This is a genomic window from Pseudomonas sp. Pseusp9, assembly GCF_059491265.1.
Genome location: NZ_CP168500.1, coordinates 3,628,671 through 3,644,010 on the forward strand (window position 1 = coordinate 3,628,671; position 15,340 = coordinate 3,644,010).

General features: G+C 62.4%; 15 protein-coding genes. 9 read left to right on the forward strand and 6 right to left on the reverse strand.

The features are described from left to right. The 8 genes from ACEN8E_RS16185 to ACEN8E_RS16220 all read left to right on the forward strand — a co-directional run bounded on the left by ACEN8E_RS16185 (position 1) and on the right by ACEN8E_RS16220 (position 11,509). On the forward strand, positions 1 to 945 hold the full coding sequence (locus tag ACEN8E_RS16185; RefSeq protein ID WP_495588959.1) for a DUF58 domain-containing protein: 945 nt from the start codon (positions 1 to 3) through the stop codon (positions 943 to 945). Beyond that, positions 942 to 1,436, forward strand: coding sequence for a DUF4381 domain-containing protein (locus ACEN8E_RS16190; RefSeq protein ID WP_495588960.1), 495 nt, complete (start codon positions 942 to 944; stop codon positions 1,434 to 1,436). The genes ACEN8E_RS16185 and ACEN8E_RS16190 overlap by 4 nt, the downstream gene beginning before the upstream one ends. Beyond that, on the forward strand, positions 1,429 to 2,511 hold the full coding sequence (locus ACEN8E_RS16195; protein ID WP_495588961.1) for a vWA domain-containing protein: 1,083 nt from the start codon (positions 1,429 to 1,431) through the stop codon (positions 2,509 to 2,511). Before ACEN8E_RS16190 ends, ACEN8E_RS16195 begins: the two co-directional genes overlap by 8 nt. After that, complete coding sequence (locus ACEN8E_RS16200; RefSeq protein WP_495588962.1) at positions 2,508 to 4,241, forward strand: vWA domain-containing protein; 1,734 nt, start codon at positions 2,508 to 2,510, stop codon at positions 4,239 to 4,241. The genes ACEN8E_RS16195 and ACEN8E_RS16200 overlap by 4 nt, the downstream gene beginning before the upstream one ends. Next, on the forward strand, positions 4,238 to 5,887 hold the full coding sequence (locus ACEN8E_RS16205) for a BatD family protein (RefSeq protein WP_495588963.1): 1,650 nt from the start codon (positions 4,238 to 4,240) through the stop codon (positions 5,885 to 5,887). Before ACEN8E_RS16200 ends, ACEN8E_RS16205 begins: the two co-directional genes overlap by 4 nt. A 146-nt stretch (positions 5,888 to 6,033) precedes the next feature. Beyond that, on the forward strand, positions 6,034 to 7,278 hold the full coding sequence (locus ACEN8E_RS16210) for an exonuclease SbcCD subunit D C-terminal domain-containing protein (RefSeq protein ID WP_495588964.1): 1,245 nt from the start codon (positions 6,034 to 6,036) through the stop codon (positions 7,276 to 7,278). After that, entirely contained in the window at positions 7,275 to 10,916 is a 3,642-nt protein-coding gene (locus ACEN8E_RS16215; RefSeq protein ID WP_495588965.1) for an AAA family ATPase, read from the forward strand. Before ACEN8E_RS16210 ends, ACEN8E_RS16215 begins: the two co-directional genes overlap by 4 nt. Beyond that, positions 10,913 to 11,509, forward strand: a complete 597-nt coding sequence (locus tag ACEN8E_RS16220) for a glutathione S-transferase (protein WP_495588966.1) — start codon at positions 10,913 to 10,915, stop codon at positions 11,507 to 11,509. The genes ACEN8E_RS16215 and ACEN8E_RS16220 overlap by 4 nt, the downstream gene beginning before the upstream one ends. 114 nt (positions 11,510 to 11,623) lie before the next feature. On the opposite strand, the gene ACEN8E_RS16225 is transcribed toward ACEN8E_RS16220, so the two are convergent. From ACEN8E_RS16225 to ACEN8E_RS16250, 6 genes are all read right to left on the reverse strand, one after another. Next, positions 11,624 to 11,881, reverse strand: a complete 258-nt coding sequence (locus ACEN8E_RS16225; RefSeq protein ID WP_495588967.1) for a hypothetical protein — start codon at positions 11,879 to 11,881, stop codon at positions 11,624 to 11,626. Beyond that, the gene (locus ACEN8E_RS16230) at positions 11,878 to 12,090 is read right to left on the reverse strand and encodes a hypothetical protein (RefSeq protein WP_495588968.1); all 213 of its coding nucleotides are present in this window, start codon (positions 12,088 to 12,090) and stop codon (positions 11,878 to 11,880) included. Before ACEN8E_RS16230 ends, ACEN8E_RS16225 begins: the two co-directional genes overlap by 4 nt. Positions 12,091 to 12,205: 115 nt before the next feature. Continuing rightward, the gene (locus ACEN8E_RS16235) at positions 12,206 to 12,331 is read right to left on the reverse strand and encodes a hypothetical protein (RefSeq protein ID WP_495588969.1); all 126 of its coding nucleotides are present in this window, start codon (positions 12,329 to 12,331) and stop codon (positions 12,206 to 12,208) included. A gap of 219 nt (positions 12,332 to 12,550) precedes the next feature. Continuing rightward, positions 12,551 to 12,730, reverse strand: coding sequence for a hypothetical protein (locus tag ACEN8E_RS16240; protein ID WP_007979950.1), 180 nt, complete (start codon positions 12,728 to 12,730; stop codon positions 12,551 to 12,553). A gap of 156 nt (positions 12,731 to 12,886) precedes the next feature. Next, positions 12,887 to 14,056 (reverse strand): lactonase family protein, encoded by a 1,170-nt coding sequence (locus ACEN8E_RS16245; RefSeq protein ID WP_495588970.1) that lies wholly within the window; start codon positions 14,054 to 14,056, stop codon positions 12,887 to 12,889. Next, complete coding sequence (locus ACEN8E_RS16250; RefSeq protein WP_495588971.1) at positions 14,049 to 14,387, reverse strand: DUF5629 family protein; 339 nt, start codon at positions 14,385 to 14,387, stop codon at positions 14,049 to 14,051. Before ACEN8E_RS16250 ends, ACEN8E_RS16245 begins: the two co-directional genes overlap by 8 nt. A 213-nt stretch (positions 14,388 to 14,600) precedes the next feature. Here ACEN8E_RS16250 and ACEN8E_RS16255 point away from each other — a divergent pair, with 213 nt between their 5' ends. Continuing rightward, complete coding sequence (locus tag ACEN8E_RS16255) at positions 14,601 to 15,320, forward strand: FadR/GntR family transcriptional regulator (RefSeq protein ID WP_495593338.1); 720 nt, start codon at positions 14,601 to 14,603, stop codon at positions 15,318 to 15,320. The last annotated feature ends 20 nt before the right edge of the window (positions 15,321 to 15,340 follow it).

Consider the following 15,340-nt stretch of genomic DNA (forward strand, 5'->3'; position numbering starts at 1 on the left):
ATGAACGCCAGCCTGCCGCCCGAGCCGGGCATCCGTGTCAGCCTCGCCGACCTGATCGAGATGCGTCATCGCGTGCGCGAAGTGCAGCTGTTTTCCACGCCGAGCCAGCGCAGCCCGCTGATTGGCCTGCACCACTCCAAATTGCGCGGCCGTGGCGTCGACTTCGACCAGGTGCGGGTCTATCAGGCCGGCGACGATGTGCGCACCATTGACTGGCGCGTGACGGCGCGCACCCAGGAGCCCCACACCAAGCTGTTCCACGAAGAACGCGAGCGGCCGATTTACATCATGGTCGAACAAAGCCGCCGGTTGTTTTTCGGCTCGGGCCAGATGTTCAAGTCGGTACTCGCCGCACAGGCCGCGAGCCTGATCGGCTGGGCGGCCCTGGGCCACAACGATCGGGTCGGCGGGCTGGTGTACGGCGACAATGTGCACTACGAAATCAAGCCTCGGCGCAGCAAGCAAAGCCTGCTGCAGTTGCTCAATCGGCTGGTGCGGGTCAATCAGTCGCTCAACAGCGAGGTCGAGCCGGACCGTGACGCCTTCGGTATCGCCCTGCGCCGTGCCCGGGAAGTGTCACGCCCGGGTAGCCTGGTGATCGTGATCTGCGACGAACGCGCCCTTTCGGCAAGTGCCGAACAACAGCTGAGCCTGCTATCGCGCCATTGCGACCTGTTGCTGCTGCCGTTGTCCGATCCGCTGGATCATGCCCTGCCCGCCGCCGGCCTGTTGCGTTTCGCCGAACGCGGCGCGCAACTGGAGCTCGACACGCTGAATTTCGAACTGCGCCAGACTTACCGGGCCCAGGCCGAAGCACGCATCGCGCGCTGGGAGCTGCTCGCGCAGAAGCTGGGCGTGTTGCTGATGCCCCTGAGTACCCAGAGCGAGATGGTCGAACAACTGCGCGAGTACCTGAACCCACAGAAGCCGGGGAAAGGTCGATGAACGGACTGGAACAACTGCAACCGCTGATTTCTCCGCCGCCGATCGACTTTTGGCCGCCTGCGCCGGGCTGGTGGTTACTGTTGCTGTTGCTGCCACTACTCGGTTTCGGGCTGTGGAACCTGCGGCGCTTCATTCCCCGCAAACGCCCCGTGGTGCGCGCCGAGCAGCCGCTGGACCCGGTTCGCCTGGCCGCGCTGGCCGAATTGGCGCTGATGCCCAAGCCGTATGACGGTGCGCCGGCCGGCGCCTGGCTGCAGCAACTCAACGGTTTGCTCAAGCGCCTGTGCCGCAACCACTATCCCTACAGCCAGAGCCATACCCTCAACGGCCGCAAGTGGCTGGCGTTCCTCGACAACCGCTGCCCGGCAGCCGGCCTGACTCGCTGGATGGTACTCGTGGAAGGCGCCTACAAACCCGAATGCAAACTCGATGACAAGGCCATCGCCGGCTTGACCCAAGCCGTCGAAACATGGATTCGCAAGCATGTTTGAGTTCGCCTGGCCGTGGATCTTCGCCCTGTTGCCCTTGCCGTGGTTGATGCGCCTCGTCTTGCCGGTCGCTGACAGTGGCGAACCGGCGCTCAAAGTCAGTTTCCTAAACGATCTGGAGGGGCTTGCCGGTCGCCGCGCTCGCGCCAATCTGCCGGCCTGGCGTCAGCAGTCGCCGTTCATTCTGCTGTGGTTGCTGCTGCTGATGGCCGCCGCGCGCCCGCAGTGGCTGGGTGAACCGTTACCGATCGCCGCCAGTGGCCGCGACTTGCTGGTCGCAGTGGATGTTTCGGGCTCGATGGATTTTCCCGACATGCAGTGGCAGGACGAAGACGTCAGCCGCCTTTCGCTGGTCCAGCATCTGCTCGGAGACTTTCTTGAAAGCCGCGAAGGTGACCGGGTCGGCCTGATCCTGTTCGGCAGCCAGGCCTACGTGCAGGCGCCGCTGACCTTCGACCGCCACACCGTGCGCGTCTGGCTCGATGAGGCCCGCATTGGTATTGCCGGAAAAAACACCGCCATCGGCGACGCCATCGGCCTCGCCCTCAAGCGCCTGCGCCAACGTCCGGCACAGAGCCGCGTGCTGATTCTGGTCACCGACGGAGCCAACAATGCCGGTGAAATCGATCCGCTCACCGCCGCTCGACTGGCGGGCAAGGAAGATGTGAAGATCTACCCGATCGGCATCGGTGCCGATCCGGAGCAAAGTGGCACGGTCGGCTTTCTCGGCGTCAATCCGAGCCTGGACCTGGACGAGCCGTCCCTGAAAGCCATTGCCGAAGCCACCGGCGGCCAGTATTTCCGCGCCCACGATGGCAAGGAACTGCAAGCGATCAAGGAAACCCTCGATCAACTGGAGCCCGTGGCCCAGCAACCGACCCAGGCCCGTCCGGCCCAGGCGCTGTATCAATGGCCGCTGGCGCTGGCACTGCTGTTGAGCATGCTGCTGGTGGCCCCCGTACTCTGGCCGGATAACCCGTTGCAACGGCTGTTTACCAAGGATCTGTTTTTGCAAACGCAATTGTTGCCTGACTGGCGCCAGCGCCTCAAACGCCTGCGCCTGCGGAGGCGCCGATGAGTGCGCTGTGGCCCTACTGGTTCCGTCCATGGTGGCTACTGTTGCTGCCGATGCTTGGCTGGTTGCTCTGGCAACTCTGGCACCGCAAGAAGCGCGCCGGGCGCTGGCAGATGATTCTACCGCCAGCCTTTCACGCAGCACTGCTCAGCGGTGGCAGTGGTCGCGACAGTAAATTGCCCTGGGTCGCGCTCGGCGTGGCGTGGCTGTTGACCGTGCTCGCGCTGCTGGGCCCGAGCTGGGAACGCGTCGAGCAAACCAGCCAGAAGCCCGCCGACCCGTTGGTGGTGATTCTTGAACTGACCCCGGAGATGCTCGCCACCGACGTCGCGCCCAATCGCCTGGAACAGGCCCGGCGCAAGCTGTTCGACCTGCTGCAGGTTCGCAGCGATGCGCAGACTGCGATCGTCGTCTACGCCGGCAGCGCGCATACGCTGGTGCCGCTCTCCGATGACCTGTCCACCAGCCGCAACCTGCTCGACGCCCTCAAGCCGTCCTTGATGCCCGAGGCCGGCCATCGTGCCGATCTGGCGGTCATCAAGGCCTTGGCCCTGCTGGAACAGGGCGCGCTCGGTGACGGGCGGATCCTGTTGATCGGCTCGTCCCTGACGGAAGACGAACGTCTGGGGATTCGCCGCGCCATGGCAGGCAAACCCACGCAATGGCTGATGCTCGGCATCGGCACCGCCGAAGGCTCGCCAATCACCCAGGAAGACGGCAGTTTCCTCAAGGACGAACAGGGCGCGATCCTCGTACCGCGCCTGGACGAGCCCGGCCTGAAAGGCTTCGCCCGTGACCTCGACGGACGCTATCGCCACGCCCGCCTGGACGACAGTGACCTGAGCGCCCTCGGCCTGCTCGACGGTCCGCGTCACTTGCGCAATGACGGCCAGACGCTACGTCTCGACACCTGGGCCGACCAGGGTTACTGGCTGCTGCTGCCACTGTTGCTGCTCGCGGCCTGCGCGGGACGTCGCGGCTGGCTGCTCTGCCTGCCGCTGCTGTTGGCGTTGCCGCAACCCGGCTACGCCTTCGACCTCGCCGACCTGTGGCTGCGCCCTGATCAACAGGGCGTGCAATTACTCAAGCTCAAGCGTCCGGCCGAGGCCGCGCGGCGCTTCGAAGACCATCAGTGGCAAGGCGTGGCGCTCTATGAGGCCGGAGACTACGCCGGCGCCGCCGAGCGGTTTGCCGAGGGCAACGATGCCCATGCCCACTACAATCGAGGCAATGCCCTGGCCAAAAATGGTGAATTGGAGGCCGCCCTGGACGCTTACGAACAGGCACTGGAACGCCAACCGGATTTGCGCCCGGCACTGACCAACAAGGCGCTGGTGGAGGAATTGCTCAAGCAGAAAAACAACCCGCCCGCACCGGAACCGGCCAGAAGCGACGAACCCCAGGCCAATGAACAGCAAACACCGCCCGGCGCCACGACGCAGCCTTCGGACGGCGGCGAACCGCAGGCACAAGAACCGCAGGCTGGCGCCGACACCAGACATCCGCCCACATCGCCGCACAAGTCCGGAACCAATGAAGTGCCGGGCAGCGAGCTGGGTGACGAGCAGCACACGACGCCGCCCCTGCGCCCGGCCACCGACAGCATCGAAGGTGAACAGCGCCAGGCACTGGAGCAGTGGTTGCGGCAGATCCCGGATGACCCCGGTGAGCTGCTGCGGCGCAAATTCTGGTACGAACAGCAACAACATCAGGATCAGGAAAAAACTCGATGACCCGCTTCACCGTAGTATTGCTCGCGCTGCTGCATGGCCTGTTGTTCTGCACCGCTCAGGCGCAGGCAGCAGAGCTGGTCGCCAGTGTGGACCGCAGTCGCCTGAGCTCGGGCGAGACGGTCGAGCTGACCCTGGAATCCACCGACGTGACACAGTTCGGCAAACCCGACATGACTCCGCTGGAGCCGTTGTTCGAAGTGCGCGGCACACGCCAGGTCAACCAGTTGAACACCCTCAGTGGCGAAAACCGGGCCACCACCCGCTGGATCGTCACCCTGCTGCCCCGGCAAAACGGCAGCGTGGTGATTCCGCCGCTGCAACTGGGCGAACTGCAGAGCCAGCCGATCACCCTGCAAGTGGTCGAGAGCGAAACACCGGACAACCCGAACAAGCGGGCCGCGGTGTTCATTGATGCCAGCCTCGATCAATCCAGCGTGTACGTTCAGGCCCAGGCGATCCTGACCCTGCGCATCTACCATTCGGTGTCGCTGTACGACGACAGCAGCCTGCCACCCTTGCAGATAACTGATGCACGCATCGAACAACTGGGCGACTCACGCACCTACGAAAAAGACATCGACGGCCTGCGCCATGGCGTGATCGAAATGCGCTACGCGATCTACCCGCAACACAGCGGCGAACTGATCATTCCTGCGCAGGTTTTCAACGCCGCGCTAGTCGATGCACAGCCGGTACAGGACACCGCCCAGGGACCGAAATCCGGCAAGCTGATGCGTGTCACCTCGGCCGAACTGCTGTTGACGGTCAAGGCCAAACCCATCACCTATCCGGCCGACGCCCCCTGGCTGCCCGCGCGCAGCCTGTCCCTGAGCGAAAGCTGGAACCCGGAGCCCGATCATGCCCAGGTTGGCGACTCCCTGACCCGTAGCCTGACGGTGAAGGCCGAAGGCTTGTCCAGCACCCAGCTGCCACCGATGCCCGGCACCGATGTCGGCGGTCTGCGCCGCTACCCCGATCAACCGGTGCTCGGCAACCAGAACAGCGAACGCGGCCTGGTCGGCAGTCGTGAAGACCGCGAGGCCCTGGTGCCGACACGGACCGGTGCCATCGAGCTGCCCACCGTCGACGTGGTCTGGTGGAACACCTTCGAAGACCATCTGGAACACAGCAGCCTGCCCGCTCGCACGCTGCATGTGGCCACCAACCCGAGCCTGGTGGCCGACACCCCGGTCGGCGCCTCACCGGTCGATGCCAGCGCCGATAGCCAAGCGCTCTGGCGCTGGAAGCTCAGCACCCTGATTCTGGCCTGCACCACCCTGCTCGGCTTCGGCCTCTGGTGGCGTGGCCGCTGGCAACCGGCGGTGATGCGTGTCGCTCAAACCGGCCCGAGCCCGCGCACCGTACTCGACGACCTCAAACGCGCCTGCCAGGCCAACGACTCCCACGCCACTCGCCAGGCCCTCGACGCCTGGGCCCGCCAACAACCGGAAACCCTGGCCGACATGGCTGCCCGCTTCGTGCCGCTGTCCAACGCCCTCGACGGCCTGAACGGCGCGTTGTACAGCGAAACCGGCCAGCACTGGCAAGGCGACGAATTGTGGCGGGCGATCAAGGCGATCCCGATGGCCGAACGGGTTCAGGACGTGGTCGGTGATAGTGGGTTGCCGCCGCTTTATCCGAAGTAAACACTGATCCTTGTGGCGAGGGGGCTTGCTCCCTCTCCACAAAACATTCCATCGCGCTACCGGGCATTTTTGCCAGTAAACTCTCCCCCCCTTTCGCCGCCTTCATTTTTCACGCGGCCATTACCTATTTTGTAGCGGAGTCCGCCTTGCGCTTGTTTCACACCTCCGACTGGCACCTTGGGCAGAACCTGCACGGCCAGGATCGCGATTTCGAACACGGCTGTTTTCTCGACTGGCTGCTGCGTCAATTGAAGCTCGATCAGCCGGATGTGCTGTTGATTGCCGGCGATATCTTCGACACGGTGAATCCGCCGGTCAAAGCCCAGGAACGCCTCTACGACTTCATCGTCAGCGCTCATGAACAGCAGCCGTTGCTGACCATCGTGATGATCGCCGGCAACCACGATTCCGGCTCGCGGATCGAGCTACCCGCGCCGCTGATGCGCCGCCTGCGCACCCATGCGCTCGGTCGTGTGCTGTGGCTGGATGACGGGCAACTGGATGCCGAGCGCTTGCTGTTGCCGCTGCCGGACGCCAAGGGCAAAACCGTCGCCTGGTGCCTGGCGCTGCCCTTCCTGCGCCCTGCCGAAGTCACCGGCGCGCATCTGGGCGACAACTACCTGCGTGGCATTGGCCAGGTCCATGAATGGCTGATCGAGGCGGCGAACGCAAAACGCAAGAAAGGCCAGGCATTGATCGCCATCAGCCATGCGCACATGGCGGGTGGTTCGGTGTCGGAAGACTCCGAGCGCAGCCTGATCATCGGCAATGCCGAAGCCCTGCCCGCCAGCCTGTTTGGGCCGAGCATCAGCTACGTTGCCCTCGGTCATTTGCACAAACCGCAGAAGGTCAACGGCGAGGAGCGCATCCGCTACAGCGGCTCGCCGATTCCGCTGTCGTTCTCCGAAATCAGCTATCAACACCAGATACTGGACATCAGGCTCGACGGCGAAACCCTGGTCAGCGTCGAGCCGAAGCTGATCCCCCGTTCGGTCAACCTGCAACGCATCGGCCCGGCACCATTGAGCGAGATCCTGCTGCAACTGGCGGATCTGCCGAACATCGATCTGTTGGCCGATATCCAGCGCCAGCCGTGGCTGGAGGTGCGGGTTCGCCTCGACGAACCCCAGCCTGATCTGCGCAATCAAGTGGAAACCGCCCTGCAAGGCAAGGCCGTGCGCCTGGTGCGCATCGCCGCGGAATACGCCGGCAATGGCAGCCGAAACGGTAACGAGGACGGCAACACGCTGATCGAGCTGGACCAGCTCACGCCTCAGGAACTGTTCAGCCGCGCCTGGCAGGACAACTACGGCAGCGAGGTCGACGAGCAGACCCTCAAGGACTTTGCCGAACTGTTGCAGGACGTACAGATGGAGAGCGAACAGCCATGAAAATCCTCGCGATCCGCCTGAAGAACCTCGCCTCGCTGGCCGGGCCGTTTGAAATCGACTTTACTGCCGAACCCCTGGCCAGTGCCGGACTGTTCGCCATCACCGGGCCGACCGGTGCCGGAAAAAGCACCCTGCTCGATGCCCTGTGCCTGGCGCTGTTTGGCGCCGTGCCACGCCTGAACAACACCGGCCGCGACGCCAAGGTGCCGGACGCCGATGGCGAAATCGGCACGGGTGACCCGCGGAACCTGCTGCGTCGCGGCACGGGCGAAGGTTATGCGGAAGTGGATTTCGTCGGTGTCGACGGCCGTCGTTACCGCGCCCGCTGGGAAGCCAATCGCGCCCGGGACAAGGCCGCCGGAAAGCTGCAGGCCAGCCGCCAGAGCTTGCGTGACATCGATCAGGATCAATTGCTCGCCAGCCAGAAAGGCGAATACAAGACTCAGCTCGAAGCCGCGCTGGGGCTGAACTTCGAGCAGTTCACCCGCGCCGTGCTACTGGCGCAAAGCGAGTTCAGCGCGTTCCTCAAGGCCGACGACAATGACCGTAGCGAACTGCTGGAGAAGCTCACTGACACGGCGCTCTACACGCGCCTCGGTCGTCGGGCCTTCGACAAGACCAAGGAGGCTCGCGAGGCTCACAAGTTGCTGCAGGACCAGGCCAGCGGAGTGACGCCACTGCCGCCTGAAGCCCGAGCCGAGCTCGATGAGCGCTTCAATGAAGCCCAGCGGCAACTTAAAACCCACCAGGCGCAGCTCAAACAGTTGGAGTTGCAACACACCTGGCTCAAGGTCTTGCAGCAGTTGCAGGACGCACAACAGAGCGCAACCGAACAACTGCAATCGGCCCAACAACACTGGGACGGCCTGACCGGCGAGCGTTTGAAACTGACTCGTCTGGAACAACTGGCCCCGCAACGGCACCAGTTTGCACGCAAGGCCGAACTCTCCGCCCAGCTCACACCGCTGGCGGCACACATTCAACAGCATGTTCAACAGCAAACCGGACTGAACGCGCGTCAGGCTCAGCTCGAACACAGCCTGAGCGCGGCGAAAACGGCACTGGCCACGGCGCAGGGCCAACTCAGCCACAGCACGCCACTGTTACGTCAAGCCTTCGAAGAGCAAAGCAGTCTCGCCCGCCTGGTCAAGGATGCCAGCCTCAGCGCCGACCTCAAGCAGCAGGCAGAACTGGCCTGCACCCAGGGACAAAGCACGATCCAGGGTTTGCTCGACCAGCAGAAGCAGGTCGCCGAACGTTTGCAACGGATTGCCGGTGAACTTGAACAGAGCACTCATCTGGCGCCGCTGAGCGATGCCTGGAACGCCTACCGTGATCGTCTGCAACAACTGATGCTGATCGGTAATCGCTTGAACAAGGGTCAGGTTGAACTGGCCACTCTGGAGCAAAACGCCACACGCGCCGCCGAAGAACTGACCACACAGCGTCATGGCCTCGAGGTGCTTTACAAAGAGGCCGGTGCCGAGCCAGAAGCGGTGGCCGAGCAGATTCAAATTCTCGGCAGCCTGCTACAGGACAACCGCAAACAACTGCGGGCCGTGGAAGAGCTGACGCGGCTTTGGGCCAGCCAGCAGGATCTGGACAAGTTCGGTGCCGAGCTACAGCAGCGCCAGCTCACGGCGCAGCAAGAGCGGGAGCGTCTGACCCAGGACGGTGTGAAGGCCAAGACTGAACTCACCGTCGCCGAACAGACCCTGACCGTCACCCGCGAACTGCTGGAACGTCAGCGTTTGGCACGCAGTGAGAGCGTCGAAGAACTGCGTGCGCAGTTACAGGACGATCAGCCGTGCCCGGTTTGCGGCAGTCCGGACCATCCTTATCACCAGCCCGAAGCCTTGCTGCAAAGCCTCGGCCGCCACGATGAAAGCGAACAGGCCAATGCCCAGAAAGCCGTGGACCTGCTCAAGGAAAAACTCACCGATCTGCGCACTGAAGTCGGCGGCTTGATTGCCCAGCAAAAAGAATTGCTGCGCCAGCAGGAACAGCTCGCGACTCAGCAACTAAGCCTGGCGCCGGCTCTTGAGGCGCACCCGCTGTCCGCGCAACTGTTGGTCCATGACGCAGACAAACGCGATATCTGGCTGGCACAACAAGGCAGCCAGTTGAACCAGAGCATTGCACAGGACGAGCAACGGCAAACCGCCCTGCTCACCCTGCAACAGGACGCTGCGCGCCTGACGCAGCAACTGCGCAGCGCCGAAACAGCCAATCAACAGGCGACACAGCACCTGCTCGACCAACAACGGGAGTTGAGCAGCGACCGCCAACGCCTGGACGAAGAACTGACTGCGTTCAGCACCCTGCTGCCAGCCGAGACGCTGCAAGCGCTGCGCAACGAACCCGCCGCGACCTTCATGCAGCTCGACCGGCAGATCGCCCAGCGCCTGCAACAACTCGACCAGCAGCGCGATGAACTCGGCGAACAGCAACAGCGCCAGCAGACGCTGGACAAAGAACAGTACCAACAGCAGACCCGCGCCCAACAACTGGACGCTGCACAGCAGCAATTCACCGCGCTGGCAGGACAACAACAGGCCTGCCAGGAAAAACTGACGCAACTGCTGGGCGAACACGCCAGCGCCGAACAGTGGCAACAGCAACTGGATCAGGCCGTCGAGCAGGCACGCAATGCCGAAGCAACCGCCAGTCAGGAACTGCAAAGCGTACGCACGGAGCTGGTGCAACTGGCCGCCGAACTCAAGGCGCAACAGGAGCGCGCGCAAGCCCTGGAAAGCGAAGACCGCGAACTGAGCGGCAGGATCGCCGACTGGCGCGCGCAACATCCGGAACTGGACGATGACGGACTGCACGAGCTGTTGAGCTTCAGCGAGCAACAACTCAGCGAACTGCGCCAACGCTTGCAGCAAAGTGAAAAAGCCATCGAGCAAACCAGGGTACTGTTGCAGGAACGGGATCAGCGCTTGCTCGAACATCAAGCGCAACACAACGGCAACCTCGACGCCGGACAACTGGCCGCCGCACTGGTCGACCTGCAAAACCTGGCCGCCACCAGCGAGCAACACTGCGCCGAACTGCGTGCCGAACAGGCCGAGGATCAGCGCCGGCAGAACGCCAATCAGGCCCTGGCGCAGCAGATTGCCGACGCCTACAGCGAGTATCAACGCTGGGCACGCTTGAATGCGTTGATTGGCTCCGCCACCGGCGACACTTTCCGCAAGATCGCCCAGGCCTACAACCTCGACCTGCTGGTGCACCACGCCAACGTGCAATTGCGCCAGCTGGTGCGCCGTTATCGCCTCAAGCGCGGTGGCAGCATGCTCGGATTGCTGGTGATGGACACCGAGATGGGCGACGAACTGCGTTCAGTGCATTCGCTGTCCGGCGGCGAGACCTTCCTGGTATCGCTGGCGCTGGCCCTCGGTCTGGCGTCGATGGCGTCGAGTACGCTGAAAATCGAATCGCTGTTCATCGACGAAGGCTTCGGCAGCCTCGATCCGGAATCCCTGCAACTGGCCATGGACGCCCTCGACGGCTTGCAAGCCCAGGGCCGCAAGGTCGCGGTGATTTCCCATGTACAGGAAATGCATGAACGGATTCCGGTACAGATTCAGGTCCGCCGCCAGGGCAACGGCCTGAGCACCCTGGAGGTGAAATGAACACGCTGTATTCCTTCCGCCGCTGCCCGTACGCCATGCGTGCACGCATGGCCCTGCGTTATTCGGGCGTGGCCGTGGACATCGTCGAAGTCAGCCTGAAGGCCAAGCCCGCCGAGATGCTCGCGCTGTCGGGCAAAGGCACGGTGCCGGTACTGAACGCCGGTGGCCGGGTGATCGACGAAAGCCTCGACATCATGCGCTGGGCACTGGCGCAGAACGATCCGCAGGACTGGTTGCTCAAGAATGATCCTGACGCAGCGGTACACATCGCCCCGCTGATCGAACAGAACGATCAGGTGTTCAAGGTGCACCTGAATCGCTACAAGTACGCCGAGCGTTATCCCGAGCAGCCGATGGAGGCTTATCGCAGTGAGGGTGAGGTGTTCTTGCGCAGGCTGGATCAGTTGCTGGAAGGACGCGACTATTTGCTGGCGGACCATCCGAGCCTGGCGGATGTGGCGTTGATGCCGTTCGTACGGCAGTTTGCGCACGTGGATCGCGAGTGGTTCGCGCAGACGCCTTACCTGCGCTTGCAGGCATGGCTACAGCGGCTTTTGGCGTCGGACCTGTTCACATCAATCATGAAGAAATAACCACCCCCTGTAGGAGCCAGCTTGCTGGCGATGGTGTGTCAATTGACGCTGTGGTGCCTGATACGCCATCGCCAGCAGGCTGGCTCCTACAAGGGTCCGTGATGTGTCGAAGATTCAGGCCAGCACCCCACACATCCCGAGGGCCGAACAATCGACCTGGAACGGGCCGAAAGCCACGCCTTCACTCCTGATCGGCGGATTGCCGGCCAGCATGCCCTGGGCGTTGGCGTTTTCGATGTTGCGGGAAATGTTGTGGTTGGCTTCGATGGCCCGTGCCACCGAACCCGCCGAGCCCTGTCCGATCCCCAACAGGGAGGATCCGTTGGTCATGAACGCCAGGAAGGCGATGACCCAAAGTCTGTGCCCTTTCATGCGCCGACGACTCCTGCGAGTTCAGCCTGATCGACGCTTGCGCTTTGCGCACGGTGTTCAAACTGGATGCCGGGATGAGCGACCTGGATCGGTGCTTCGAAATTGGATTGCGACTGGGCTGAAAGGCTGACCACCAGCACCATGGCCAGGTAAAGACCGATCGCCACATAGGCGCCGTGTTTGGCAGAAGTGAGAATTGCGCTGGCCATGATGTTCTCCGCAGGCATGTTTCAATGCCCACAGAATCGATCAAAAAAGCCTGGGTAACCACTCAGGGTTATCCATAGTGACCATCAGTCTCGTTGATCATTGAGCCAGACTATTTCAGTCTTCAATAAAACTAATCGAGCGTTCGCGGGCAGCATCCGACTCCCCCGGGACAGGGTCGGTTGCCGACAGAATGGGGGTGGAGTAGAGAAACAGAAGAACCAATGCCAGACGCGTCACCATGCTGCCGATCCTTGCCGTGAGGAGGAGTCAAAAAATCAGCGTCAATTTAAACGCGTGGCGATGTGATATCAAGCACTGCATTGATAGCAACTTGATACTGTCGTAAATGCGTTATGCAGGAGCGACATCACTCTGATCGTTTTCGACACTCGGATTTACAACACAAGGGTCTTCGATCATCAGTGACTTCGCTCCTGCATAAAGGTAGGGGGTGAACGTTCAGGCTTGGGTTTTGTGATCCAGCGCGGCGTAGAAGTTGGCGCTCTGTTGCAGGTACTTCTGGGTGTAGCTCTGGGTGTGGGCTTTTTTGTCGCTGATTTCAACGTTGGCACTGGCTGGCAGTGCAACGGTGGCAGAAATGGCGGATGCGGCGATGACAGAGAAGATGTTGAAGTTCATGGCGGTATTCCTCGGATTCAGTTGGCTTGCTTGCCCGGTGGGGCCGTGAAGCAAACTTAACCCTCGAGGGTTGATGCCTTGAAATGCTTTGTAGCAGTACCAGATATCAGCGTCATTGATAAAAGCAGGCAGGCCCCATGAACCGGGGCCTGCGGCTTATTGACGCAGCAGAAACCCGAGGTCGCTCGGCGCGTCCATCGGCAGTTTTTGCACGGTCTTGCCCAGCAAACCGGTCTTGGCATCGCGTTCGACGACGACAATCTGGTTGCTCTTCTGGTTGGCGATCAACAGGAAACGGCCGCTCGGATCGAGGCAGAATTCCCGCGGATGATCGCCCTCCACCGCCCGGCGCTGCAGCTCGTTGAGGTGGCCGGTGGCCGGATCAATCGCAAACACCAGCAGTTCATTGGCCGTGCCACGGTTGCTGACGTAGAGGAACTTGCCGTCAGCTGAGGCATGCAGCGCCGCCGCAGCCTTGTCTGAAACCGGTTGCCCGGCGGCCAGATCGACCATCTGAGTCTGCTCGAGTCGGCCGTCGTGGTAATCGAACACCGCCACCTGGGCGCTCATTTCCATGGTCAGCCAGGCGTGTTTGCCGTCGGCGCTGAACAGTAAGTGGCGCGGCCCACTGCCCGGCGGCAACTGCACGAATGCCGGGGTGGCCGGGGTCAAAGGCAGTTCCGGGTTGGCCTTGGGGTCGAAGCGGTAGGCAAACACCTTGTCGGCGCCCAGATCGTTGGAGAACACGTATCTGCCGTCCGGCGACGGAATGGTCGAATGCACGTGGGCCGAGGCCTGGCGTTCGGGATTGATCCGGCTCGCCGGGTGGCTGCTCATCTGCACCACGGGTTCGAGCTTGCCATCGGCGGCCACCGGCAATACCGCGAGGGTGCCGCCCGGATCTTCGGCCACCGAGTAATTGCTGACAAACAAGTGGCTGCCATCGGCGCTGAGACTGGAGTGAGTCGGCTCGTTGCCCAGGCTTTGCACCTGGTTGATCGGGCTCAGTGCATGGGTCTTGGGATCGATGGCGTAACTGCTGACACGCCCTACCGGATCCGCCTGGCCGGGGCCGTTTTCATTGACCACGAACAGGCGTCGCTGGTCCTTCGACAGGGTCAGCCACGAAGGGTTTTCGCTCTTGATCACCTGCAGGGGCTGGGAGTTGATCTGCCCGGTGCTGCTGTCGAAAGCCAGGCGGTAGATGCCCTGGCTTTGACCGGCGGTGTAGGAGCCTACGAGCAGTTGATAGTCGTCGGCGGACGCAGCCTGAACCCCCATCGCACCGATACTGCCGGCCATCAGCAGCGGCCAGAGTTTATTCATCCTCAGCTTCATCGTCATCGTTGTCACCGCTGACGACATCGCCCAGGCAGACCAGCCGGTGTTCGCCGGAATCACCGATAATCAACCAGCTTTGCAGCGAGGCGTGATATGTCGCCGCCTGAACCTGCGCCGGGGTGAACTCCCAGTGCTTGGCTGCGCGGCCGTCCATGCACTCGATATGCAGGTTGTCATCGACATCGAGGGCGAATTCGAAGGCATGCAGCCCGTCGATTTCCACCATTCCACAGTGTTCGAGGGCATTGAGCAGGGTGTCGGTTACGGCAGTCATGGCAGTCAATCTTTGGGTGGGAAAACCGCAATGATAGCTCATGGCACCGCATTCCCCCTCATATGGAATGGCCAACCTGTGGGAGCGAGCTTGCTCGCGATGGACTTCAACGATAACGCGGGGAACCTGACACCCCACGGCAGTCTCAGGATTATCGCGAGCAAGCTCGCTCCTACAGTTTAGGCTCTGGCGGCCTCCCTCTGCGCGCCTGCTATCATGCGCGACACCTCATCGCACAGGACCGCGCCGTTCCCCATGGATTACCGCAAACCCTCCGACCGCAAAAGCATGCACTCGCGCATCGTCCAGGAACTGGGGATGCAGATCGTCTCGGGACGTTTCCTGCCGGACGACAAACTGCCCGCCGAAGCGCTGTTGTGCGAAGAATATGCGGTCAGCCGACCGGTACTGCGTGAAGCCACCCGGGTACTGGTTGCCAAGGGCCTGGTGTACTCCCGCCCGCGCGTCGGAACCGTGGTCAAGCCGCGCAAGGAATGGCACATGCTCGACCCGGACGTGCTGCACTGGTTGATGCAGAGCAGTCCGCAGAGTCAGTTTTTCGACCTGCTGACCAGCGTGCGCAGCATCATCGAACCGGCCGCTGCCGCCCTCGCCGCACAATTCGCCACCGAAGCGGACATTGCTTCCATCGGTGAAGCCTACCAGCGCATGGAAGCCGCGCCGACGCCAGAGGCGTTGTTGCAGCCTGACCTGGACTTCCACAGTCGTATCGCCGATGCCACGCACAACGACTTGCTGGCCAATTTGTGCAACATGCTCTCGGTGGCTATCGCCGAAGCCCTGAAGCATTCGAACCAGCGACCGAACCTGCATGAACTGGCGCTGCCCCGGCACAAGGCGATCCTGACCGCCATCGAAAACCGCGACGCCCTCGGCGCGCGGCATGCGACGCTGGTGCAGCTGGATGATGCGCGCAGTGCGTTGAATGTGGTGCTGGGTAGCGATCCAGCCTGACCAACACAGGCCCCTGTGGG